The following is a 23,348-nucleotide window of genomic DNA, read 5'->3' as shown; positions in this document are numbered from 1 at the left end:
CCTAATCGTGTCAGCGGCGTCGGCGCAGCGCGCGGCCGACGACCACGGCGGAGGCGAGCGCGAGGGCCGCTGCCGGGGCGATCCAGCGCAGCGTGGCACCGGCGCTCGACGCCTCGGGCGCGGGCACCGGGGCGTACCGGCCGCGCGGCGGCGCGTGGTCGACCTCCTCGGCGCTCCGGCCGATCATGGTCCGGCGGGCGTGGGCGGCCTCGGCGGCGGGCTGCGGGGCGGGGAACTCGATGGGGGTGTCGCCGAAGTCCTCGTCCAGGAGGGGGTCGAGGGAGGGCGGTGGCACCGGCGCGTCGAAGACGGAACTCCGGCGCGGCTCCTCGACACCGTCGTCGACGCCGTCGTCGTCGGAGTCGGGCTCGACGAGCTCCTCGACACCGGGCTCGACGCGGTCATCGGCGGCGGCCGCTTCTTCGGGAGCGGCCTCCGCCTCCGCCTCCACGTCCGGCTCCGCCGCCAGCGCCGCCAGCCCCTCCACGAACTTGTCGAGCATCCGCGCGCCCGCCGTGGACCGGGCCTCGTCCGTCGCCTCGGCGAGCCGGCCGGCCGCCGTCAGGCCGCCGGTGAAGCTCAGGCTGGTTCCCTCGGCCACCGGAGTGAGGACGACGGTGAGCGACAGCTCCGCCGTGCCCTTGCCCCGGGCCTCGGTCCCGTGGCCCTCGTAGGTGATGGCACCGTCCCGCTCGACGACCTTCAGGGCGCCCCGGTAGGTGATGGTGTTGCCGCCGACCCGCACCTTGAGCCGGCCCCTCAGGGGGCCCGCCTCCGCGTCGGCGTCGCGCTGGAGACCGGGGACGCAGCGCACCACCCGGGCCGGGTCCGTGAGCGTCGCACGCAGAACCTCGGCCGGGACCGGGACGAACACCTCATGCTCCATGGAAGCCGAGCCTACTCAGACGGGGGCGCGGCGTCGCCCGTTCGGCACGGAACCCGGGTCCTTCAGCCTCCGTACCGCGGGTGCACCAGCGTCGACGGGGGCGGTTCGGCGCCCCGGCCGCGCTCGGCGCGGCGCGCGGCGGCCTCCAGGGTGTCCTCGCCGAGCGAGCGCAGCCGGGGCGCGTCGGGGGCGAGGCCGAGGGCGGGCGGGCGGCTGCCCTGTACGGCCAGGAGGAAGCCCCAGTCGCCGGGCCCCCGCCCCGTACCGTCGGTGCGGTCGGCGCGGTCGGGTCCTGCGGCGAAGCCGGGGGTGCGGCCGCTCGCGCTGTAGGGGCGGGTCGCGAAGCCCGCCGCGCGCAGGGTGGCGTCCACGGTCCAGTAGGTGCGGGGCCGGTCGGTGACGGACCCGGCGTGCACGGCGAACCGTCCGGAGGGGGTGAGGACCCGGGCCACGAGCCCGTAGAACTCCTGCGCGTACAGCTTGGCGCTGGGGGTGATCCCGGGATCGGGCAGATCGGAGATCACCACGTCGTACCGTTCCTGCAGATGATCGGTGGCGCCCCGCAGCCAGTGGAAGGCGTCCGCGTGGACCACCCGGACGCGCGGGTCCCGGAACGCCTGCCCGTTGAGCGTGGCGAGGGCCGGGTCCGTCCGGGCGAGGCGGACGACGCCCGGATCGAGTTCGACGACGGTGACGGAGCGGACCCCGGGGTAGCGCAGGGCCTCGCGGGCGGCCATGCCGTCCCCGCCGCCGACGATCAGCACCCGGGTGTGCGGGCCGTTCATCGCGGGGTGGACGAGGGCCTCGTGGTAGCGGTACTCGTCCTGGCCCGCGACCCGGAGGCGGCCGTCGAGGAACAGGTCGGGCGGGCCTTCGCGGCCCCCGGTCACGACGATCTCCTGGAGCTCGGTGTGGACGGCGACCCGCACCCGCTCCCCGTACACCGCCCGGCGCGCGGCCTGTTCGAAGTCGTCGACGAGCACGGTCGCCGTGGCGAGGACGGCGAGGACCGACACGTTCACCGCGACGAGCAGGGACCGGGAGCGGACGGTCAGGTCGCGGCGGAACACCCAGAGGACGAGGCCACCGCCCGCCACGGCGTTGACCGCGCCGGTGACCAGGGCTCCGGTGAGCTGGCCGAGCCAGGGCAGCAGCAGGAAGGGGAAGGCGAGGCCGCCGACCAGGGCGCCCACGTAGTCGGCGGCGAAGAGGTCGGCGACCGTCCCCGCGGCGTCGTCCTGCTTCCCGAGCGAGGCCTTCCGCCCGGACCTGCCCGGCCGGTCGCCCCGCTGTATGAGCGACATCAGGAGCGGGATCTCCGCGCCGATCAGCACCCCGATGGAGAGCGAGAACGCCACGAGGACGTACCGCGACTCGCCGAACCAGGCGAAGGCCGCGTACAGCACCATCGCCGAGGTGCCGCCGATGAGCGCGAGCCCCGCCTCGACCAGGCCGAAGCCGACGGCGGCACGGCAGCGCAGCGCCTTGGCGAGGAGCGAGCCCACCCCCATCGCGAAGACCATGACGGAGAGCACGACGGAGGCCTGGGTGACCGAGTCGCCGATCAAGTAGGAGGCGAGCGCGACCAGTTCGAGTTCGTAGACCAGGCCGCAGGCGGCGCAGACGAAGACCACCGCGAGGACCGGGAACCGCACCGTCTCGCGCGGCGGCTCGGGCCGCCGCACGGGCGCCCGCCGCACCCTCTTGGGTGGCATGGTCACGGTCGGCTCGATCATGCCCGTAACGCTACGTCACGACCAGGGTGCCCCCTGTCACCCACACGAGTGGATCTGGAGCGCCGGGAGGGCGTATCAGAGCGTTGCAGGCATACGTACGCCGATACGTGTCCTGGTCACCACCAACTGCCCTTCCTGCGGGTAGGCGTGCCAGGTGCGCCAGCGCACCTGGCCCTCGTGGCGCTGCGCCAGCATCGCCGTGAAGGCGTGCGGGGAGCCGGGAAAGGTCCCCGCGAGTCCGTTCGGGTGGTCGGCGACGAGCGCCAGCAGCTCCTGCGCCCGGCCCGCGAAGGAGCCGTGCGAGAGCGTCTCGACGCGGGCGGCGAATTCGTATTCCCATTCGCCGACACGCTTGGAGACGCCGAGCGGCAGCGGGGTGCTGCTGCCCGGCATGCAGGCGACGGTCTCCGAACAGCTGCGGCCCTCCTCGTCCAGGAGCACCTGGTGCGAGGCGCCGAGCAGTCTCAACTGCAGCTTGGCGCCGGAGAGTTCGAGATCGAGCACGGCGAGGGCGGGCAGCGGCTCGCGCCCGAGGGCCCAGGCCAGATCGGCCGCGCGGGTATCGGTGTAGGAGGTTTTCAGGCTGGTGAGCATGGGTCGGCTCCGCAAACACGGTTTGACGGGTGGGCCGGGGGCGCCCCGGAGAAGGGTTCAACGGGAGTGGGGAATCGCCGGCTCGGGTCCACACACGGTCCGAGGGCTGTCTCTGTCAGGAGCGAGAGAACCACGGACGCCGGACGACTCGCAGCGTTTTTACCCAACTTGCTGTGTTTTCCAACCCCTTCGGGGACCCCACAGTTCACTTGTTCAATCAGAATTGATCGACAAGTCCCCGCGGCTTGCCCACGTCACGTGCCACACGGCTGCGGAGCCGACTCCCGGTCAGCTTCCGCCGCCGCAGCCGCCCCCGCCGCCGCAGGAGCTGGAGGACCCGCCGCAGGAGCTGGAGCCGCCCCCACAGCCGCCCCCGCCGCCACCGTCCGCCCAGGTGATGCTGCCGCCGCTCGACCTCGACCCCCGCCGCGGCCGCGGCCGCGGCGTGCTGCGGCCGGTGCCGCGGAACTTGCCGACGATCCCCACGACGAGCACGATGCCCGCGAAGATCAGAAAGATGAAGAAGATTTCCATCAGTACTACCCCCGTTCTCTAGTGCGAGGGAGATTCCCTCGGGCGCTCCCCGTCAAAGCGCACTTGAGGAACTCCAGAGCTTCGCCGCAGGATGGCCGTCATGACACGACCGCCGCTCAACCGCCGCCTCGCCGAGTTCGGGACGACGATCTTCGCCGAGATGTCCGCGCTCGCCGCCAGGACCGGGGCGATCAACCTCGGTCAGGGCTTCCCCGACGCCGACGGCCCCGAGGAGATCCGGGAGGCGGCCGTCCGCGCGCTGCGGGACGGCCGCGGCAACCAGTACCCGCCCGGCCCCGGCGTCCCCGAGCTGCGGTCGGCGATCGCCGACCACCAGCGGGACCGGTACGGCATCGACCTCGACCCGGACACGGAGGTGCTCGTCACCGCGGGCGCCACCGAGGCGATCGCGGCGGCCCTGCTCGCCCTCGTCGAGCCGGGCGACGAGGTCATCGCCCTGGAGCCGTACTACGACTCGTACGCCGCCTGTGTCGCGATGGCCGGCGGGACCCGGGTCCCCGTCACCCTCCGCCCCCACGACGGGTCCTACGTCCTCGACCTGGACGAACTGCGGGCCGCCGTCACCGACCGGACCCGGCTGATCCTCCTCAACACCCCGCACAACCCCACGGGCACCGTGCTCACCCGGGCCGAACTGACGGCCGTCGCCGAGCTCGCCGTCGAGCGGGACCTGCTCGTCGTCACCGACGAGGTGTACGAGCACCTGGTCTTCGACGACGCCGAGCACCTGCCGATCGCGAGCCTGCCGGGGATGCGGGAGCGCACGGTGACCATCGGCTCGGCCGGCAAGACGTTCTCGTTCACCGGGTGGAAGGTCGGCTGGGTCACCGCGAGCCCCGAGCTGACCGCCGCGGTCCGCTCGGCCAAGCAGTTCCTCACCTACGTGTCCTCCGGGCCGTTCCAGTACGCGATCGCCGAGGCCCTGCGCCTCCCGGCCTCGTACTTCGACACCCTCCGCGCGGAGCTCTCCGCCAAGCGGGACCTGCTGAGCGAGGGCCTCGCACAGGCGGGCTTCGCGGTCTACAAGCCGGCCGGCACCTACTTCGTCACCACCGACATCCGCCCCCACGGCGCCGAGGACGGCTTCGCCTTCTGCCGCTCGCTGCCCGAGCGCGCCGGGGTCGTCGCCATCCCGAACGCCGTCTTCTACGACCACCGCGAGGCCGGCGCCCCCTTCGTCCGCTTCGCCTTCTGCAAGAAGACCGAGGTCCTGGAGGAGGCCGTCTCCCGGCTCAAGCGCCTCGCCTGAACCCTCGTGCGCGACGAGAGCCCGGCCCCTTCCGAGGGGCCGGGCTCTCGTCGTGCAGCGGGGGAGGCTCAGGCCTCGTCGTCGCCCGCGGCCTTGTCCTCGGGGGACTCCAGGCCGAACTGCTCGACGACCCACTTGTCGAACTCGATGGAGGCGCGGACCCAGCTGACCGTGGAGGACACGAAGTGCTCCAGGGCGACGCCGGTGCCGATCAGCATCTGGGCCTCACCGATGAGGCGGAGGGTGGCGGAGCCGTCCTCCTCCTCGTGCAGGTGCGTGTAGACCTTCGGCCACAGGGTGCGGCGGTTCCAGTCGTCGATCGCGTCGAGGATCTTGGCGCGGTCGTCGGCCGAGTGCGGGCGGTCGTAGAACGTCCGCACCGAGAAGACCTGCTGCTCGTCCTCGCCGCGGAACATGAAGTACGTGCGGAATTCCTCCCACGGCGCCGCGAGGTCACCCTCGTCGTCGACGACGTACTTCAGCTCCATCTGCTCGAGGAGCTGCTTGACGAGGTCCTGGTCGGGGACGACGGGGCCCGCCGGTCCTGCGGCCTGAGGCTGGGGCTGGCCCCCGAAATTCGGAATCGAGGACGGGTCGATGCTCACCGTGTATTTCCCTTCGTACGGATGTCGCCATCCTCCCCCATCCCGGGCCCGTTGTGGCAACCCCGGGCCCGTCGGATGAGGCCGAGCCTGATCATGCGGGCCCGGTCGAGGTCCCTCAGCTCCCCGGCGTCGAGCGTCACAGGGTCTTGCCGGTTCCCGGCCCCACGATCAGGCCGTCCTCGAAGCGGTCCACGCGGACCGTGTCGCCGTCCTGGACCTCGCCCGCGAGGATCTCCTTGGCGAGCCGGTCGCCGATCGCCGTCTGGATGAGGCGGCGCAGCGGCCGGGCGCCGTACGCCGGGTCGTTGCCCTCCTCGGCGAGCCACTCCAGGGCCTCCGGGGTGACGTCCAGGGTGAGCCGGCGCTCGGCGAGCCGCTTGGCGAGCCGGTCGATCTGCAGCCGCGCGATTCGGCCCAGCTCGGCCCGGTCGAGGGCGGAGAAGACCACCAGGTCGTCGAGCCGGTTGAGGAACTCCGGCTTGAAACTGGCCCTGACGACATCCAGGACCTGCTGCTTCTTCACGTCCGCCGAGGTCAGGGGGTCGACCAGGTACTGGCTGCCCAGGTTCGACGTGAGGATCAGGATGGTGTTGCGGAAGTCCACCGTCCGCCCCTGCCCGTCGGTCAGCCGTCCGTCGTCCAGGACCTGGAGCAGGACGTCGAAGACCTCCGGGTGCGCCTTCTCCACCTCGTCGAGCAGGACCACGCTGTACGGGCGGCGGCGGACCGCCTCCGTGAGCTGGCCGCCCTCCTCGTACCCGACGTAGCCGGGAGGCGCGCCGACCAGCCGGGCGACGCTGTGCTTCTCGCCGTACTCCGACATGTCGATGCGGATCATGGCCCGCTCGTCGTCGAAGAGGAAGTCCGCGAGCGCCTTCGCCAGCTCCGTCTTGCCGACACCCGTGGGGCCGAGGAAGAGGAAGGAACCGGTGGGGCGGTCGGGGTCGGCGATGCCCGCCCGGGTGCGGCGCACGGCGTCGGAGACGGCCCGGACGGCCTCGGACTGGCCGATCAGCCGCTTGCCGAGCTCGTCCTCCATCCGCAGCAGCTTCTGCGTCTCGCCCTCCAGGAGGCGGCCGGCGGGGATGCCGGTCCAGGCGCCGACGACGTCCGCGATGTCGTCGGGGCCGACCTCCTCCTTGACCATGGTGTCCTTGGAGGACTCCTGCTGGGCCTCGGCCTCGCTCGCCTCCTCCAGCTCCCGCTCCAGGGCCGGGATCTCCCCGTAGAGCAGCTTGGAGGCGGTGTCGAAGTCGCCGTCGCGCTGGGCGCGCTCGGCGCGGCCGCGGGTCTCGTCGAGGCGCTCCTTGAGCTCGCCGACCCGATTGAGGGACTGCTTCTCCTTCTCCCAGCGGGCGGTCAGGCCACGCAGCTCCTCCTCGCGGTCGGCGAGGTCGCGCCGCAGCTTCTCCAGGCGCTGCTTGCTCGCCGGGTCCGTCTCGTTCTTGAGGGCCAGCTCCTCCATGCGGAGCCGGTCCACGGAGCGCTGCAGCTCGTCGATCTCGACGGGCGAGGAGTCGATCTCCATCCGGAGCCGCGAGGCGGCCTCGTCGACGAGGTCGATGGCCTTGTCGGGGAGGAACCGGGAGGTGATGTACCGGTCGGAGAGGGTCGCGGCGGCCACCAGCGCGGAGTCGTTGATCTGCACCTTGTGGTGGGCCTCGTACCGGCCCTTGAGTCCGCGGAGGATCGCGATGGTGTCCTCGACCGTCGGCTCGGCGACCAGAACCTGCTGGAAGCGGCGCTCCAGGGCGGGGTCCTTCTCGATCCGCTCGCGGTACTCGTCGAGGGTGGTCGCGCCGACCATGCGGAGCTCGCCGCGGGCCAGCATGGGCTTGAGCATGTTGCCCGCGTCCATGGAGGAGTCGCCGCCGGCGCCCGCGCCGACGACCGTGTGCAGCTCGTCGATGAAGGTGATGATCTGGCCGTCGCTCGCCTTGATCTCGGAGAGCACGGTCTTCAGCCGCTCCTCGAACTCGCCGCGGTACTTGGCGCCGGCGACCATCGCGCCGAGGTCGAGCGAGACCAGCCGCTTGTTCTTCAGCGACTCGGGTACGTCGCCCTTCACGATCCGCTGGGCGAGGCCCTCGACGACGGCGGTCTTGCCGACGCCGGGCTCACCGATGAGGACCGGGTTGTTCTTGGTGCGGCGGGACAGCACCTGCACCACGCGTCGGATCTCGTGGTCGCGGCCGATGACCGGGTCCAGCTTGCCCTCGCGCGCGGCGGCGGTGAAGTCCGTGCCGAACTTCTCCAGCGCCTTGTACTGCCCCTCCGGGTCGGGTGTGGTCACCCGGCGTCCTCCCCTGCTCTTCTCGAACGCGTCGAGCAGCTTCGAAGCGCTCGCGCCCTGCGCGTCGAGGATCTCACCGGCCGGGCCGCCCTTGGCCGCGATCGCGATGAGGAGGTGCTCGGTGGACAGGTAGTCGTCGCCGAGCTCCTTGGCCTGCCGGTCGGCGTCGGCGATGACCGCGAGGAAGTCGCGGCTGGGCTGCGGGGGCGCGACCGTGGACCCGGTGACGCTCGGCAGGGCGGCGAGCAGCCGCTCCGCGCCGGCGCGCACGACCGCCTGGTCGGCTTCGACGGCGGCGAGCAGGTCGGTGATGTTCTCGTTGTCCTGACCGGTGAGCAGCGCGAGCAGAAGGTGCGCGGGGGTCAGGTCGGCGTGCCCCTCGGACACGGCGCGGCTGCTGGCCGCGTTGATCGCGTCCCGGCTCCGGTTGGTCAGTTCGGCGTCCACGTGCGGTGCTCCTCCTGGGTTGTTTCGGGTCCTCTCCCTTTATGACTCATCCAGGGTACACAAAGTTGAGTCGATTGCGCTCAAGGTGTCGAAGGGGGCTCCGCCCCGGGTAGTTTCCGTGCATGGCGACCGACCCGAGGAACCCCTCCGACTCGTACCTCAGCTTCTGGCGCGAGTACCACATGTGCACCCTGACCACCCCGCGCCCGGACGGCACCCCGCACGTCGTGGCGGTGGGCGTCACCTACGACCCCGAGGGCGGATACGCCCGGGTCATCACCAACAAGCACAGCCGGAAGGTCGCCAACGTCCTGGCGGCGGGGGCGGACGGCGCGCGGGTCGCGGTCTGTCAGGTCGACAAGGGCCGCTGGGCGACCCTGGAGGGCGTCGCGCACATCCGTACGGAGGCGGAGGTCGTCGCGGACGCGGTGGGGCGCTACGCGGAGCGCTACGGGCGCACGCCGGCGGAGAACCCGGACCGGGTGGTCATCGAGATCGCCCTGACGCGGGCGATGGGACGCGCCTGAGAGACCCGGGCCCGTACGGCGATGCCCGGGACCCGTGCGACAACGTCCGGGCAGCACAGCGGCGCCATCGCGTTTCAGGTCCGCGATGGCGCCGCTGTGTGGGGGAAGTGCCGGAGCGATCTACAACGACGGGGGAATCGCTCAGGCACTGCGGGGGGTGGCGGTGATGGTCTCGGGCTCGATCAGCTGGTGGTCCCGCTGGTCGAGATTGACGAAGATCATGCCGTACCGGATGGCACAGCGGATGGGCTGTGGGGCGCCGCGGGGACGGCGGAGGCAGCGGTAGGCGCGGACGTCCTCGTCCTGCTCCCGTGCCACCACGATCGGCTCTCCGAAGAGGGTGATCTTCAGCGCGTCGCCACGGTGGGGGATTGCCGTGGCGAGGTCGACGAAGTGCCACCCGGACCGGTAGGCCGAAGCCATCTCCCGGCGGAACCTGGGGTCGTCCGGCGGCACGGTCACGCCCCCGCGCCCCTGGAAGCGATCTCCCAGGACGGCTCGTAGGGAGCGGCCCGTACGACGTCCCGGGGAGAGCTCTCCCACGAGGGTTCGCCGGGTCCCGCCACCACGTCGTGTGCCGGGTTGCTCTCCCACGAGGGCTCGTCCGGCCCTGCCACGGAATGCGCCGGGGTGCTCTCCCACGAGGGCTCGCCGACGGCGAGTGCGCCGAGAGCAGCCGCCGCAACGGCTATGGCGCTAAGTGCACGAACCATCCTGGTCATGGCCGATCTCCACCTCTTTTGATCACTACCTCCCCCCCGCGAGTAAGACGATGGCTCACTCCCGACCCTTTCCACCAGCCAACCCGGGCATCATGTTCCTGTAATTCATGACCCTGAGGGGGGTGCAAATGAGGCGAGAATGCGACGAGTCCGGTCATAAGCACAGTCACGGTGAACTATGCGACGTGGGCAAGGAGCTCTATGCGAGTGCGCTCCGCACCGGCCGCATAGCCCGAGCGGACGCCGAAGCCGCCCCCTGCCTGAGGGAACTGTCCCTCCTGCACCCGGACCCGGACGACAGCCAGTGCCTGCGTCCCGTTCCGCCGTCGATCGCCCTCAACCAGCTCGTGCACCCCATCGAGCAGGAGATACAGGTCCGACGGCAGCACGCTATCGCCCTCGCGGACGCTTTCGAGCCGTTCATGGCGATCCACACCCAGGATCCCTCCGGCGCCCAGGCGATCACGGTCCTCGAAGGCCTCAGCGTCATCAACGCCGCCCTCGACCGCGCCATCAACGAGTGCACCGCGGAACTCCTCACCATCCAGCCCGGCAGCGGCCGCCGCCCCGAGACCCTCGAAGCCGCCCTGCGCCGCATGGAACCGCTGCTCGACCGCGGTGTCCGGATGCGCACGCTCTACCAGCACACGGCCCGGCACCATCCCGCCACGCTGGCCTACGTCGAACGCGTCGCGCCGTACGGACTCGAACTGCGCACCCTCGAGGAGATCGTCGACCGGCTGATCATCGTCGACCGCAAGGTCGCCTTCGTGCCCGCGCGCAGCGACCGCCAGGTCGCCCTCGAACTCCGCCACGAGGGCCTCGTCCAGTACCTCGTCGGCGTCTTCGACCAGTTCTGGCTGCACGGCGTGCCGTGGGAGGACGAGATCCCGTACAGCCCCTCCGTCGACGGCATAGGCGGTGTCCAGCGCTCCATCGCCAAACTCCTCGTCGAGGGGCACGTCGACGAGGCCATCGCCCGCCGCCTCGGCATGAACGTGCGCACCTGCCGCGCCCACATCGCCAAACTCGCCGCCGCCCTCGGCAGCGGCAGCCGGGCCCAGCTCGGCTACCTGATCGCGCAGTCGGGCATCCTCGAGGGAGACAACTGACCACCGGACACCTGACCAGCGTCGAACGGGACAACTCACCACCGTGTACGTACAGATCGACCTCGACGGGCCCGCCGGGACCCTCCGCGTCTCCGGGCACGACCTGCCCACCGCGGAGCTCGTACGGGCCCCCGGGACCCGCCCCGACACCCACACGCCGATCGGCACCCGCAAGGCCGCCCTGCTCGCGCTGACGGTGGGCGGGGAACCCGCCGTCATCAGGCCGGCCCGCGCCCGGCTGCTCCGCCGCTCCTACCGGGTGGACGTCCGCGTCGACGGCGTCCGCTACCGGCTCGTCCCCTGCTCGCACCGGGACAGCCGGCTCACCCGGAACGGGAAGGCGCTCGGCACCCTGGAGTCCGCCGGGGACGGCAGGGTCGACGCCGACTGGGACCCGGCGGCCGCCCTCACCCCGCTCGACCACTCCGTCGGCACCGCCCTCGCCGCCGCGTTCGGCACGGGCGCCGCGCCCTGGTGGGAGACGCTCGGCGACATCGTGGCGGAGCTCATCCCGTGACCCGGGTACGGCGAGGCCCCCTCCACACGTCGTGGAGGGGGCCTCGCCGTACAGGAACTACTCTCCGGTGCGCTTCGGGCGCCAGACCACCAGCGCGCTCGCCTGCTGCACGTCCTGGTACGGCACCAGATCACGCCGGTACGAGGCGTGCACCTGGGCCTCGCGCTGCCGCATCGCCGCCGCCGCGCCGTCGACGGCCGCCGACAGCTCCGCGATCCGGCCCTGCAGCGCCGCGACCTGGTTCTCCAGCTCGATGATGCGCTTGATCCCGGCCAGGTTGATGCCCTCGTCCTGCGACAGCTGCTGCACCTGACGGAGCAGCTCGATGTCACGGGCCGAGTAGCGCCGGCCACGGCCCGCCGTACGGTCCGGGGAGACCAGACCGAGACGGTCGTACTGACGGAGTGTCTGCGGGTGCAGACCGGAGAGCTGGGCCGCCACCGAGATGACGTACACCGGCGACTCGTCGGTCAGTTCATACGGATTGCGTCGGCGCCCGTCCACCGGGTCACGCTCCCTTCGCGGCCTGGAAAAGCTCCGCCCGCGGGTCCTCGGAGGCGGTCGCCTCGCGATAGGTCTCCAGGGCGTCACGTGCCTTGTCGTCCAGCTCCTTCGGCACCGCGACCTCGACCGTCACGAGCAGGTCGCCGCGCGTGCCGTCCTTGCGGACCGCGCCCTTGCCCCGGGCGCGCATGGTCCGGCCGTTCGGAGTGCCCGCGGGCAGCTTGAGGGTGACCGCGGGGCCGCCGAGGGTCGGCACCTTGATCTCGCCGCCGAGCGCCGCCTCCGTGAAGGAGACCGGCACGGTGACGGTGAGGTTGTCGTCCTTGCGGCCGAAGACCGGGTGGGCGTCGACGTGCACCACGACGTACAGATCGCCGTTCTGCCCGCCGCGCTCCCCCGGCGCTCCCTTGCCGCGCAGCCGGATCTTCTGGTTGTCGGAGACACCCGCCGGGATGCGGACCTGCATGGTGCGGGAGGACTTGGCCCGGCCGCTGCCCTTGCAGACCTCGCACGGGTTCTCGGCGATGAGGCCGCGGCCCTTGCAGTCCACGCAGGGGTCGGTGAGCGAGAAGCCGCCGCCGCTGCCGCGCGAGACCTGTCCGGTGCCGACGCAGGTCGGGCACACCCGGGGGGTGCCGTTCTTGTCGCCGGTGCCCGAACACGCCGTGCACGGCTGCTGGCTGGACATCCGCAGCGGTACGGTCGCGCCCTCGATGGCCTCGGTGAAGCTGAGCGTCACCTCGGACTCGATGTCCTGACCGCGCCGCGGCTGGGTACGGGTGCCCGCACCGGCGCCGCGGTTGAACAGACCGCCGAAGACGTCCCCGATGCCGCCACCGCCGCCGAAGCCGCCGCCCGCGCCGCCGCCCTGGGTGCCTCCGAAGAGGTCACCCAGGTCGAAGTTGAACGAGCCGCCGCCGGGGCCTCCGGGTGACCGGAAGCCGCCGTTCCCGAAGAGGGCGCGGGCCTCGTCGTACTCCTTGCGCTTCTTGGGGTCGCCGAGGATGTCGTTCGCCTCGGAGATCTCCTTGAAGCGCTCCTCGGCCTTGGCGTCGTTCTTGTTGGCGTCCGGGTGGTTCTCGCGGGCGAGCTTCCGGTACGCCTTCTTGATCTCGGCCTCGGTGGCGTCCTTGGGGACGCCGAGAACCTTGTAGTAGTCCTTCTCGACGAAGTCCTTCGTGCTCATCGACGTCCCTCCTTCCGGACTGCTCCGGGTCGTGTCACCGCTGTGCGGCCGGTCGCGCTACCCCTCCTCGGGGGCACCGCTCTCCTCGTCCGTGGACGACTTCGCGTCGTCCTTGGCCGGCGCCGCGCCCGGCTGGGGCTCGGCGACGGCCACGCGGGCGGGCCGGATGGTCCGCTCGCCGATGCGGTACCCCGGCTGCAGGATCGCCACGCACGTCGTCTCGGTGACGTCCGGCGCGTACGAGTGCATCAGGGCCTCGTGGATCGTCGGGTCGAAGGGCTCGCCCTCCTTGCCGAACTGCTGCAGACCCATCTTGGCGACGACGGTCTCCAGCGATTCGGCCACCGACTTGAACCCGCCCACGAGCTCGCCGTGGTCCCGGGCCCGGCCGACGTCGTCGAGCACCGGGAGCAGGTCGCTCAGGAGGCTCGCGACGGCGATCTCCTTGACCGTGACCCGGTCCCGCTCCACGCGGCGGCGGTAGTTCTGGTACTCGGCCTGGAGCCGCTGGAGGTCCGCGGTGCGCTCCTCGAGCGCCTTGCGGGCCTGGTCCAGCTGCGCCAGCAGAGCTACGTCAGTAGCGTCCCCGGCCGGGGCCGCCCCCTCCGCCTTGTCGGCGGACGCGGCGGCAGCGGCGGTCTCGGGCTCCTCGGGCGTGCCGTCGGCGGGGACTTCGGGCTTCTCCTCGAAGCCCGGGGTCTCCTCCGACATCAGGCAGCGCCGCCCTTCGGCTTGTCCTCGTCCACGATCTCGGCGTCGACGACGTCGTCGTCGGCCTGGGCCTGCTGGCCGGCGCCGGCGTCGCCGCCCGCGGCCTGCGCGCCCTGGGCGTCGGCGTAGAGCGCCTGGCCGAGCTTCTGGGAGACGGCCGCGACCTTCTCGGTGGCGGTGCGGATCTCGGCGGTGTCCTCGCCCTTGAGCTTGTCCTTCAGCTCGACGAGCGCGGCCTCGACCTCGGCCTTGACGTCACCGGGGACCTTGTCCTCGTTGTCCTTGAGGAACTTCTCCGTCTGGTAGACGAGCTGCTCGCCCTGGTTGCGGGACTCGGCGGCCTCGCGGCGACGGTGGTCCTCGTCCGCGTACTGCTCGGCCTCCTGGCGCATCCGGTCGACCTCGTCCTTCGGCAGCGAGGAGCCGCCGGTGACGGTCATCTTCTGCTCCTTGCCCGTGCCGAGGTCCTTCGCGGTCACGTGCATGATGCCGTTGGCGTCGATGTCGAAGGCGACCTCGATCTGCGGGACACCACGCGGGGCCGGCGGCAGACCGGTCAGCTCGAACATGCCGAGCTTCTTGTTGTACGCCGCGATCTCGCGCTCGCCCTGGTAGACCTGGATCTGCACGGACGGCTGGTTGTCCTCGGCCGTCGTGAAGATCTCGGACCGCTTGGTCGGGATCGTGGTGTTGCGCTCGATGAGCTTGGTCATGATGCCGCCCTTGGTCTCGATGCCGAGGGACAGCGGGGTCACGTCGAGGAGCAGGACGTCCTTGACCTCACCCTTGAGGACACCGGCCTGGAGCGCGGCGCCGATGGCGACGACCTCGTCCGGGTTGACGCCCTTGTTGGCGTCCTGACCGCCGGTCAGCTCCTTGACGAGCTCGGCGACGGCCGGCATACGGGTCGAACCACCGACGAGGACGACGTGGTCGATCTCGGAGAGGTTGATGCCCGCGTCCTTGATGACGTTGTGGAACGGCACCTTGCAGCGGTCGAGCAGGTCCGAGGTCAGCTGCTGGAACTGGGCTCGGGTGAGCTTCTCGTCCAGGTGCAGCGGGCCCTCGGCGGAGGCCGTGATGTACGGCAGGTTGATGGAGGTCTCGGTCGAGGACGAGAGCTCGATCTTCGCCTTCTCCGCGGCCTCGCGGAGACGCTGGAGAGCCATCTTGTCCTTGGCCAGGTCCACACCGTGGCCGTTCTGGAACTGCGTCACCAGGTAGTCGACGACGCGCTGGTCCCAGTCGTCACCACCGAGGTGGTTGTCACCGTTGGTGGCCTTCACCTCGACGACGCCGTCGCCGATCTCCAGGAGGGACACGTCGAAGGTGCCACCACCGAGGTCGAAGACGAGGATCGTCTGGTCGTCCTTGTCGAGGCCGTACGCGAGGGCGGCCGCGGTCGGCTCGTTGACGATGCGCAGGACGTTGAGGCCCGCGATCTCACCGGCCTCCTTGGTGGCCTGGCGCTCGGAGTCGTTGAAGTACGCCGGAACGGTGATGACCGCGTCGACGACCTTCTCGCCCAGGTAGGCCTCGGCGTCGCGCTTCAGCTTCTGCAGGATGAAGGCGCTCATCTGCTGCGGGTTGAAGTTCTTGCCGTCGATCTCGATCTTCCAGTCGGTGCCCATGTGGCGCTTGACCGACCGGATGGTCCTGTCGACGTTGGTGACGGCCTGACGCTTGGCCACCTCGCCGACGAGCACCTCGCCGTTCTTCGCGAAGGCGACGACGGACGGCGTGGTCCTGGCGCCCTCGGCGTTGGTGATGACGGTGGGCTCGCCGCCTTCCAGAACGCTGACGACGGAGTTAGTCGTGCCCAGGTCGATGCCGACCGCACGTGCCATTTCGATTCCTCCAGCTGACGTACTTGAGTGGATCTGACTCAAGGATGCATGACGACGCGGACCGCGTCAACAGACCTGAGCGTAGGTGGCTCAACTCTTCACTACCCCCGGCACTCACAGCGCGTGCCGTTCCCCTGTTTGACCAGGTTCGCATGAGAGGGTCCGGACATATCCCAGGATTCCCGCCGAAGGGTGTGAGCGCATGACGGCGAAGCGCGCGGTCGACATGGCGGCCGGACTCCTTCTGCTCCTCGCGCTCTCGCCCCTGATCGCGGGCACCGCCCTCTCCATCGCCCTCGGCGGCAGCGGCGCGGTACTGCGCCGCCGCACGGTGGCGGGCCTGGGGGGAGAACCCTTCACGATGCTGACCTTCCGCACGAAGAGCCCGCTGGCCGCGCTGCCGCTCCTCGTGCACGTCGTCGGCGGCCGGATGTCGCTGGTCGGACCGTGTCCCCTGACCCCGGGCCACCGCGAGTGCGCGGGCGAGGGACGCCGCCGGCTCTCCGTACGCCCGGGGCTGACCGGCCCGTGGCAGATCAGCGGGCGCTCGGACCTGCCGTGGGAGGAGCGCGAGCTGCTCGACCTGCACTATGTGGACCACCACTGGCTGGGGATGGATCTGACGATCCTGGCGCGTACGCTTCCAGCAGTCCGCAGACGTCGCGCGGCAAGGTTTGCCTGAGCGACACAGATCACCGCGAGCGCCGCTACAGCACGGGGCCCCGAACGGGTAATCTCAGCACGGACTCCATAAGTTACCGCTTAGTAGGCCCGCCCGAGGAGCCCCTCATGCAACTCGCCGCGATCATCGTGTCGATCGCCATCACGGTGGTGGCCGTCGCGCTGTTCGGTCGTGCCACCGTGCAGATCTACCGGTTCGTGCGCCTCGGGCAGCCCGTGCCCGCCGGCACCCGCACCGGCGACCCCACCCAGCGCACCGTGACCCTGGTCAAGGAATTCCTCGGCCACACCCGGATGAACCGCTGGGGCATCGTCGGCTTCGCGCACTGGTTCGTGGCGGTGGGCTTCTTCTCGCTGCTCCTGACGATCGTCAACGCCTTCGGCCAGCTCTTCCAGGCCGACTGGCTGATCCCGATCATCGGCGACTGGCTGCCGTACGAGATCTTCACCGAGTTCCTCGGCCTGATGACGGTCCTGGGCATCGTGACCCTCATCGTGATCCGGCAGCTCAGCAAGCCCACCAAGGCGGGCCGCAAGTCCCGCTTCGCGGGCTCCAAGACCGGCCAGGCGTACTTCGTCGAGGCCGTCATCCTGATCGTCGGCCTCTGCATCATGACGCTGCGGGCCCTCGAAGGCGTCCAGCACCACGTCACCAGCTGGGAGCCGGGCTTCTTCGCCTCGTACCCGCTGATCGCGCTGCTCGACAACCTGGACCTGAGCACGATCCAGCACCTCACCTACTTCGTCGCGGCGCTCAAGATCGTCACGTCCTTCACCTGGATGATCACGGTCTCGCTCAACACGAACATGGGTGTCGCCTGGCACCGCTTCCTCGGCTTCCCGAACATCTGGTTCAAGCGGAACGCCGACGGCTCCACCGCCCTGGGCGCCCTCCAGCCGATGACCACGGCCGGCAAGGAGATCGACTGGGAGGACCCGGCCGAGGACGCCGTCTTCGGTGTCTCCCAGGTCGAGCAGTTCTCCTGGAAGGGCATCCTCGACTTCTCCACCTGCACCGAGTGCGGCCGCTGCCAGTCGCAGTGCCCCGCCTGGAACACCGGCAAGCCCCTCTCCCCCAAGCTCCTCATCATGTCGCTGCGCGACCACGCGCACGCCAAGGCGCCGTACCTGCTCGCCGGCGGCGGCAAGGACATGGAGGGCAACGAGAAGGCCACCGAGGAGCAGCTCAAGGACGTCCCCGCCGCCGCGATCGCCGAGGCCGAGCGCCCCCTCATCGGCACCGCCGAGGAGAACGGCGTCATCGACCCCGACGTCCTGTGGTCCTGCACCACCTGCGGCGCCTGCGTCGAGCAGTGCCCGGTCGACATCGAGCACATCGACCACATCGTCGACATGCGCCGCTACCAGGTGATGATCGAGTCCGCCTTCCCCTCGGAGGCCGGCACGATGCTCAAGAACCTGGAGAAGAAGGGCAACCCCTGGGGCCTGGCGAAGAAGCAGCGCGTCGAGTGGACCAAGGAGGTCGACTTCGAGGTCCCGATCGTGGGCAAGGACGTCGAGGACCTCTCCGAGTTCGACTACCTCTACTGGGTCGGCTGCGCCGGCGCCCTGGAGGACCGGGCCAAGAAGACCACCAAGGCCTTCGCCGAGCTGCTGCACATGGCGGGCGTCAAGTTCGCGATCATGGGCGGCGACGAGAAGTGCACCGGTGACTCCCCCCGCCGCCTGGGCAACGAGCCGCTGTTCCAGCAGCTCGCCCAGGAGAACGTCGCCATGCTGAACATGGCGTTCGGCGAGGACGACGAGGACGAGTCGACGAAGAAGCCGAAGTCGGCGAAGCGGATCGTCTCGACCTGCCCGCACTGCTTCAACACCATCGCCAACGAGTACCCGCAGCTCGGCGGCGAGTACGAGGTCATCCACCACACCCAGCTGCTCCAGCACCTCATCGACGAGGGCAAGCTGGTCCCGGTGACCCCGGTCGACGGCCTCATCACCTACCACGACCCGTGCTACCTGGGCCGTCACAACAAGGTGTACACGCCGCCGCGCGAGATCATGTCCGCCGTCCCCGGCCTGCGCCAGCAGGAGATGCACCGCCACAAGGAGCGCGGCTTCTGCTGCGGCGCCGGTGGTGCCCGGATGTGGATGGAGGAGCGGATCGGCAAGCGCATCAACAACGAGCGCGTCGAGGAGGCCCTGTCCCTCGACCCGGACATCGTCTCCACCGCCTGCCCGTTCTGCCTCGTCATGCTGACCGACTCGGTCAACGGCAAGAAGAACGAGGGCAAGGCCAAGGAGTCCGTCACGGTCGTGGACGTGGCCCAGCTGCTCCTCGAATCGGTGAAGACCCCGGTGGACCCGGAGCCGGAGCCGGCCGAGGAGCCGGAGCCGGAACCGGCGAAGTAGGACCCGGTACGTGAGAGAGGGCCGCCCCGCGAGATCGCGGGGCGGCCCTCTTCGTCATGCCGGGGGATCGGTCGCGTCAGGCCTTCTGGGCGACGTACTTCTCGACGAGCCTGCCCTGGAAGTCGTAGACCCAGCTGCCGGCGCCCTGCCGGGGGGTGTCGATGGCGGCGAGCTTGTACTGGTGCTTGCCGGCGTCGACGAGCTTGTACGTCCAGCCGTGGTGGGCGGCGGTCGGGTGCTTGATGTCGAGGGAGCCGAGGGAGCGGCCGTTCTTCTGGGTGAGCTCGATACGGGGCCGGTTCTTGCTCTTGAAGAGCCGGGCGACGTTCCCGTCGGGGAGGGTGACCTTGGCGTCGGGGAGGGCGACCTCGGCGTCGGCGTGCCGCGCGGTGTTCTTCTTCGGCTGCGGGGCGGGCTCGGGGGTCGGCTTGGGCTTCGGGGTGGGGGTCGGGTCCGGCTCGGGGGCGGTCTCGACCCAGGAGCGCACGGTGCCGTCCGGCTGGAGGACGACGTGGAGGCCGTTGTTCTGCCCGTACGCGGGCTGCCCGTCGGTGCTGGTGAGGGTGTCGATCAGGGACCCGCCGGCGTAGATCTCGGCGGAGAAGCGGCCCGGTCCGTCCTGGTAGACCTTGGCGAGCGAACCGTCGGCGAGGTCGACGTTCCGCCAGAGGACCGACTGGTCGCTCGACGTCGGCGCCGGCGCCGGGTCGGGGCCCCGGTCCGGCCCGTCGGCGGCGAAGGCTCCGGCGGCCGGCAGCAGGAGGGCGGCGACGGCCCCGGTGGCGACGGCGGCGGTACGGGCGGAACGACGGGTGACACGCATCGGAAGAACTCCTTGCTCGGGTCGCTGACGTCTCCGAAGCTACGAGTACGACATTGAGGTGATACGTCGGATTTGTAACGACGGTCGCAAGCCTGCCCACCGACCGTGTCACGGCCCACAGCGGGTCCGCTCAACCCCCTAGGGGATGTCACAGCTCAGTGGCAAGGACAGGTCCGGGGAGCGCCCGCACAGCGGAAGCGGGTACGTTCGACGACGTGGCTGGATTCAGGAACGGACGCGGCCGGGACAACCGCCCCCCGCACAATCAACCGCAGCAGGCGCCGTACGGGTACAACGCGGCCCCGCCGCCGTACCCGCAGCAGCAGTGGCAACAGCAGCCACCGCAGGGGCACCAGGGACACCAGGGGCCTCAAGGGCACCAGCGCGGGCAGCAGGGGCACCAGGGGCAGCCCTACGGGGAGCCGGAGTACTTCGGCGAGCCGTACGGCCAGCCGCAGCACCCGCACGCGGCGACGGCCAACAACCCGGGCCACACCCAGATGTTCAGCGTCGACGACCCCTACGGCGACGCCGCGACCCACCACGCCGGCGCCGCGCCCGTCCCGACGGGCCCCCGGCTCCCCTGGAAGGCGCTCCTGAGCGGCATCGTGCTGCGCCCGGCGGACACCTTCCTGCGGATGCGGGACCACGCGGTGTGGGGCCCGGCGCTGATCGTCACCTTCCTGTACGGGCTGCTCGCGATCTTCGGCTTCGACAAGGCGCGCGACGAGGCGATCAACGCGACCCTCTCGACGGCGATCCCGTACGTCCTGATGACCGCCCTCGGCTTCGTCGTCGGCGGACTGATCCTGGGCTCGGTGACGCACACGCTCGCGCGCCAGCTGGGCGGCGACGGGGCGTGGCAGCCGACGGTGGGCCTGTCGATGCTGATCATGTCGATCACGGACGCGCCGCGGCTCGTCTTCGCGCTCTTCCTGGGCGGCGAGAACGGCCTGGTCCAGGTGATCGGCTGGCTGACCTGGCTGGCGGCCGGGGCGCTCTTCACGATGATGGTGAGCCGCTCGCACGACCTGCCGTGGCCGAAGGCGCTGGGCGCGTCGGCGATCCAGCTGGTGGCACTGCTGGGCCTGATCAAGCTCGGCACGCTCTGACGATACGGAACGCACGCGAAGAGGCCCCCACCGGTGCGGTGGGGGCCTCTCGTCATTCCGTCACGCGGGCTCAGGCGTCGAGCACCTGACCCTCGCGCTTGACGACGGGCGGCTCGACCGACCAGGGGAAGTTGATCCACTCGTCGGTCTTCTTCCACACGTACTCGCACTTCACGAGGGAGTGGGACTTCTCGTAGATGACGGCGGAGCGGACCTCGGCGACGTGGTCGACGCAGAAGTCGTGGACGAGCTTGAGGGTCTTGCCGGTGTCGGCGACGTCGTCGGTGATGAGCACCTTCTTGTCGCTGAAGTCGATCGCGTCGGGCACGGGCGCCAGCATGACCGGCATCTCCAGGGTGGTGCCCACACCGGTGTAGAACTCCACGTTCACGAGGTGGATGTTCTTGCAGTCCAGGGCGTAGGCCAGACCGCCGGCGACGAAGACGCCGCCGCGGGCGATCGAGAGCACGATGTCGGGCTCGTAGCCGTCGTCGGCGATCGTCTGCGCCAGCTCACGGACGGCGCGCCCGAAACCCTCGTACGTCAGGTTCTCGCGTACTTCACTCATGCCTGCGACCGCCTCACACCTGGGTCCGATGGAAGTTCATGAACGAGCGGGAGGCCGTCGGCCCCCGCTGGCCCTGGTACCGGGAGCCGTATCGCTCGCTCCCGTACGGGAACTCGGCGGGCGAGCTCAGCCGGAACATGCACAGCTGCCCGATCTTCATGCCGGGCCAGAGCTTGATCGGCAGGGTGGCGAGGTTCGACAGCTCCAGGGTCACGTGCCCCGAGAAACCGGGGTCGATGAACCCGGCGGTCGAATGCGTCACGAGCCCGAGCCGCCCGAGGGAGCTCTTCCCCTCAAGGCGCGACGCGATGTCGTCCGGGAGGGTGATGACCTCGTAGGTCGAGGCGAGCACGAACTCGCCGGGGTGGAGGATGAACGCCTCGTCACCCTCGGGCTCGACCTCGCGGGTCAGGTCGAGCTGCTCGACGGCGGGGTCGATGTGGGGGTAGCGGTGGTTCTCGAACACCCGGAAGAAGCGGTCAAGCCTCACGTCGATGCTCGAGGGCTGCACCATGGATTCGTCGTACGGGTCGATGCGCACCCGTCCGGCATCGATCTCGGCCCGGATGTCCTTGTCTGAGAGAAGCACGCCCCCACGATACGCAGAGGGCGCGGACCTGCCCCAATCGGCAGGCATCCGCGCCCCGGGCGCTGGTCAGCGCCGTCCGGACTCCACCGGCACCGCATGCCGCAGCCGCGCACAGCGCGGACACCGGATGAGCCGCCCTGGCCCGATCCGCCCGGCCCCGAGCTGCTGCAGCGGGAACGAAGCGGTACTGAACACATGCCCTTCGGCACAACGGACGACGGTGCGCTCCATCGAACCCATCAAGTCCCTTCCCCTACACATGTGGTGGACGGGAAGCCACATTAGGGGATCAACGGGACACCCTCCAGGCGGCACTCCGCACCCGAAAAGGCGCAAGCTTCGCCGCAAGTGGCGCATGGGGTACAGTGTGCAACGATGCGGCACCGTTCATCGGGCCGCTGTGCGGATGTAGTTTAATGGTAGAACATGAGCTTCCCAAGCTTATAGCGCGGGTTCGATTCCCGTCATCCGCTCTTGAACGAAGCCCCAGGTCAGCGACCTGGGGCTTCGTCGTTGTCTAGACCTATCAGGGCCTGCCGTGCCCTCCGTGTGCCCCATCTCGAACGAAGACCCTGTTCGGAGGGCACGTGGCGCACCGTCTCGCCCCGAGAGACCCCGGTCGCCGAACACATGCCAGGCCGCAGCCCAGCTCATCGCCTCCGGCAGCACCAGGACCACCTCCTGGCTGATCACCCCGTGGCACGACGGTCCGTCCACCTGGGACGTCTCCCCCACCTTCACCCCCTCAGGGACCTTCCATGGCGGTCTTCCCCACATCTTGGCCCCCGAACTGGCCGCCGAGATCGAAGCCGGCCACCGCCCGGTCAGGGTCACCCCCGCCACCGAGGTCTACGCCCTCGCTGCCACCGTCTGGAATGCCGCCACCGGCCTTGGCATCGCGACTGCACGGCGGCCGGCATCACCCCCGGCCGTCTAGCCGGGCCTGAAATCCGCCGTCTCGTCGCCCGTCGGCAGTTGCCCATCGCCGATGCTCCTCAGTGGCCAGACCTGCTCGCGATCCTCCGAGATGCCGTCTCTGCGCGCCCGGGTCAGCGCCCCACCGCGCTGGATCTGGCGACTGCGCTGTCGGACCAGTCGTCGCAGTGACGCCGCTTTCGATTCCTGGGGAATCGTGACGGCGGCACCGACTTCGTCAGAGCCCGTGTCCCCATGACCGCGCGTCAAGGGGAGATTGTGGGGAATCTCAGCCACCCAGCATGTTGATGTGACGAACTCTCGACCGAAACCCCACTGATCGTCGATCAACCGCCACTGCCCTTCCTACGATCACGGTCGCCTTTGTCAACTTCCCAGGGGGGAAACCCGTGAGATCTACACGTCTCACCGGCCTGCGTAAGTCCGGCCGTCGAAGAGGTACCGTTGGTCTTGGTGTCGCCGCTGTGCTTGGCATCCTCACCCCGCCGGCCCAGGCGGCAAGCTGATCCAGCTCTCTGACGGGGGTTCTGCCCGGCTACGAGTCTCGCCGTTGGTACGACACCGGTGGCACGACCACGATCAAGTTCACCGGCTGCGACAGCAATGGCACGGGCACCGACGTCCGCCTCCGCAAGGACACCTTCGGGCCCGACCCGGCCTACGCGACGGCGTCGTTCACCCAGTGCTTCGCCAGCAGCACCTCCACCTCTACCGGCAACTGGTCAGATCACGGCTCCGGGGACTACTACTTCGCCGTGAACGAGGCGGGAGTAAACCT

At 70.2% G+C, this 23,348-nt stretch carries 21 protein-coding genes and 1 tRNA gene; 8 read left to right on the top strand and 14 right to left on the bottom strand.

The features are described from left to right. Positions 1 to 10: 10 nt before the first annotated feature. The 4 genes from ACIP8Z_RS22775 to ACIP8Z_RS22760 form a co-directional block, all read right to left on the bottom strand. Complete coding sequence (locus ACIP8Z_RS22775; RefSeq protein ID WP_402086091.1) at positions 11 to 886, bottom strand: SRPBCC family protein; 876 nt, start codon at positions 884 to 886, stop codon at positions 11 to 13. A gap of 62 nt (positions 887 to 948) precedes the next feature. After that, the gene (locus tag ACIP8Z_RS22770; RefSeq protein WP_402086089.1) at positions 949 to 2,622 is read right to left on the bottom strand and encodes a polyamine aminopropyltransferase; all 1,674 of its coding nucleotides are present in this window, start codon (positions 2,620 to 2,622) and stop codon (positions 949 to 951) included. A gap of 75 nt (positions 2,623 to 2,697) precedes the next feature. Then, positions 2,698 to 3,216, bottom strand: a complete 519-nt coding sequence (locus tag ACIP8Z_RS22765) for a DUF2617 family protein (RefSeq protein ID WP_319315856.1) — start codon at positions 3,214 to 3,216, stop codon at positions 2,698 to 2,700. Positions 3,217 to 3,504: 288 nt separating this feature from the next. Next, positions 3,505 to 3,750: a hypothetical protein gene (locus ACIP8Z_RS22760; RefSeq protein ID WP_402086086.1), complete on the bottom strand. Its 246-nt coding sequence runs from the start codon at positions 3,748 to 3,750 to the stop codon at positions 3,505 to 3,507. Between the two features lie 100 nt (positions 3,751 to 3,850). Between ACIP8Z_RS22760 and ACIP8Z_RS22755 the strand changes: the two genes are divergently transcribed. Next, on the top strand, positions 3,851 to 5,020 hold the full coding sequence (locus tag ACIP8Z_RS22755) for a pyridoxal phosphate-dependent aminotransferase (protein WP_402086084.1): 1,170 nt from the start codon (positions 3,851 to 3,853) through the stop codon (positions 5,018 to 5,020). A 68-nt stretch (positions 5,021 to 5,088) separates the two neighbouring features. Here the strand turns inward: ACIP8Z_RS22755 and ACIP8Z_RS22750 are convergent, their stop codons facing one another. Beyond that, a complete protein-coding gene (locus tag ACIP8Z_RS22750) occupies positions 5,089 to 5,625 on the bottom strand; it encodes a YbjN domain-containing protein (RefSeq protein ID WP_389032659.1) in 537 nt (178 codons plus the stop codon). 136 nt (positions 5,626 to 5,761) lie between these two features. Further along, positions 5,762 to 8,365, bottom strand: a complete 2,604-nt coding sequence (gene clpB, locus ACIP8Z_RS22745; RefSeq protein ID WP_402086081.1) for an ATP-dependent chaperone ClpB — start codon at positions 8,363 to 8,365, stop codon at positions 5,762 to 5,764. A gap of 122 nt (positions 8,366 to 8,487) precedes the next feature. Between clpB and ACIP8Z_RS22740 the strand changes: the two genes are divergently transcribed. Next, positions 8,488 to 8,892 (top strand): pyridoxamine 5'-phosphate oxidase family protein, encoded by a 405-nt coding sequence (locus ACIP8Z_RS22740; RefSeq protein WP_030323601.1) that lies wholly within the window; start codon positions 8,488 to 8,490, stop codon positions 8,890 to 8,892. Between the two features lie 141 nt (positions 8,893 to 9,033). On the opposite strand, the gene ACIP8Z_RS22735 is transcribed toward ACIP8Z_RS22740, so the two are convergent. Then, positions 9,034 to 9,354, bottom strand: coding sequence for a hypothetical protein (locus tag ACIP8Z_RS22735; RefSeq protein ID WP_030323603.1), 321 nt, complete (start codon positions 9,352 to 9,354; stop codon positions 9,034 to 9,036). 367 nt (positions 9,355 to 9,721) lie between these two features. On the opposite strand from ACIP8Z_RS22735, the gene ACIP8Z_RS22730 reads away from it, so the two are divergent. Together ACIP8Z_RS22730 and ACIP8Z_RS22725 are read left to right on the top strand one after the other, a co-directional pair. Beyond that, positions 9,722 to 10,726 carry a helix-turn-helix transcriptional regulator gene (locus ACIP8Z_RS22730; RefSeq protein WP_402086078.1) on the top strand — a complete coding sequence of 335 codons (1,005 nt, stop codon included), beginning with the start codon at positions 9,722 to 9,724 and terminating at the stop codon, positions 10,724 to 10,726. A 43-nt stretch (positions 10,727 to 10,769) separates the two neighbouring features. Continuing rightward, the gene (locus ACIP8Z_RS22725) at positions 10,770 to 11,243 is read left to right on the top strand and encodes a hypothetical protein (protein WP_402086076.1); all 474 of its coding nucleotides are present in this window, start codon (positions 10,770 to 10,772) and stop codon (positions 11,241 to 11,243) included. Between the two features lie 57 nt (positions 11,244 to 11,300). Here the strand turns inward: ACIP8Z_RS22725 and ACIP8Z_RS22720 are convergent, their stop codons facing one another. The 4 genes from ACIP8Z_RS22720 to dnaK are packed head-to-tail and all read right to left on the bottom strand — an operon-like array spanning position 11,301 to position 15,491. Continuing rightward, positions 11,301 to 11,747: a heat shock protein transcriptional repressor HspR gene (locus ACIP8Z_RS22720; RefSeq protein ID WP_055602966.1), complete on the bottom strand. Its 447-nt coding sequence runs from the start codon at positions 11,745 to 11,747 to the stop codon at positions 11,301 to 11,303. A gap of 4 nt (positions 11,748 to 11,751) precedes the next feature. Beyond that, positions 11,752 to 12,933: a molecular chaperone DnaJ gene (dnaJ, locus tag ACIP8Z_RS22715; protein WP_402086073.1), complete on the bottom strand. Its 1,182-nt coding sequence runs from the start codon at positions 12,931 to 12,933 to the stop codon at positions 11,752 to 11,754. Positions 12,934 to 12,990: 57 nt separating this feature from the next. Then, positions 12,991 to 13,644: a nucleotide exchange factor GrpE gene (gene grpE / locus ACIP8Z_RS22710; RefSeq protein ID WP_389032680.1), complete on the bottom strand. Its 654-nt coding sequence runs from the start codon at positions 13,642 to 13,644 to the stop codon at positions 12,991 to 12,993. Next, positions 13,644 to 15,491, bottom strand: a complete 1,848-nt coding sequence (gene dnaK / locus ACIP8Z_RS22705) for a molecular chaperone DnaK (RefSeq protein WP_055602963.1) — start codon at positions 15,489 to 15,491, stop codon at positions 13,644 to 13,646. Before dnaK ends, grpE begins: the two co-directional genes overlap by 1 nt. A 202-nt stretch (positions 15,492 to 15,693) precedes the next feature. Here dnaK and ACIP8Z_RS22700 point away from each other — a divergent pair, with 202 nt between their 5' ends. Together ACIP8Z_RS22700 and ACIP8Z_RS22695 are read left to right on the top strand one after the other, a co-directional pair. Further along, entirely contained in the window at positions 15,694 to 16,173 is a 480-nt protein-coding gene (locus ACIP8Z_RS22700; protein WP_402086070.1) for a sugar transferase, read from the top strand. 107 nt (positions 16,174 to 16,280) lie between these two features. Further along, on the top strand, positions 16,281 to 18,542 hold the full coding sequence (locus ACIP8Z_RS22695) for a (Fe-S)-binding protein (RefSeq protein WP_402086068.1): 2,262 nt from the start codon (positions 16,281 to 16,283) through the stop codon (positions 18,540 to 18,542). Between the two features lie 76 nt (positions 18,543 to 18,618). Here the strand turns inward: ACIP8Z_RS22695 and ACIP8Z_RS22690 are convergent, their stop codons facing one another. Continuing rightward, positions 18,619 to 19,365 (bottom strand): hypothetical protein, encoded by a 747-nt coding sequence (locus ACIP8Z_RS22690; RefSeq protein WP_402086065.1) that lies wholly within the window; start codon positions 19,363 to 19,365, stop codon positions 18,619 to 18,621. Between the two features lie 215 nt (positions 19,366 to 19,580). On the opposite strand from ACIP8Z_RS22690, the gene ACIP8Z_RS22685 reads away from it, so the two are divergent. Then, on the top strand, positions 19,581 to 20,477 hold the full coding sequence (locus ACIP8Z_RS22685; protein ID WP_402086062.1) for a Yip1 family protein: 897 nt from the start codon (positions 19,581 to 19,583) through the stop codon (positions 20,475 to 20,477). A 70-nt stretch (positions 20,478 to 20,547) separates the two neighbouring features. Here the strand turns inward: ACIP8Z_RS22685 and ACIP8Z_RS22680 are convergent, their stop codons facing one another. Then, entirely contained in the window at positions 20,548 to 21,045 is a 498-nt protein-coding gene (locus tag ACIP8Z_RS22680; RefSeq protein ID WP_030323619.1) for a phosphoribosyltransferase, read from the bottom strand. 13 nt (positions 21,046 to 21,058) lie between these two features. Next, positions 21,059 to 21,634 (bottom strand): dCTP deaminase, encoded by a 576-nt coding sequence (dcd, locus tag ACIP8Z_RS22675; protein WP_017240230.1) that lies wholly within the window; start codon positions 21,632 to 21,634, stop codon positions 21,059 to 21,061. A 402-nt stretch (positions 21,635 to 22,036) separates the two neighbouring features. Here dcd and ACIP8Z_RS22670 point away from each other — a divergent pair. After that, positions 22,037 to 22,107 (top strand) — tRNA-Gly (locus ACIP8Z_RS22670). The last annotated feature ends 1,241 nt before the right edge of the window (positions 22,108 to 23,348 follow it).

It is taken from the genome of Streptomyces sp. NPDC088553, from assembly GCF_044752965.1.
Classification (GTDB): domain Bacteria; phylum Actinomycetota; class Actinomycetes; order Streptomycetales; family Streptomycetaceae; genus Streptomyces.
Note: the sequence above shows the minus strand (reverse complement) of the source record. Positions and strands in the feature narration are given on the sequence as shown.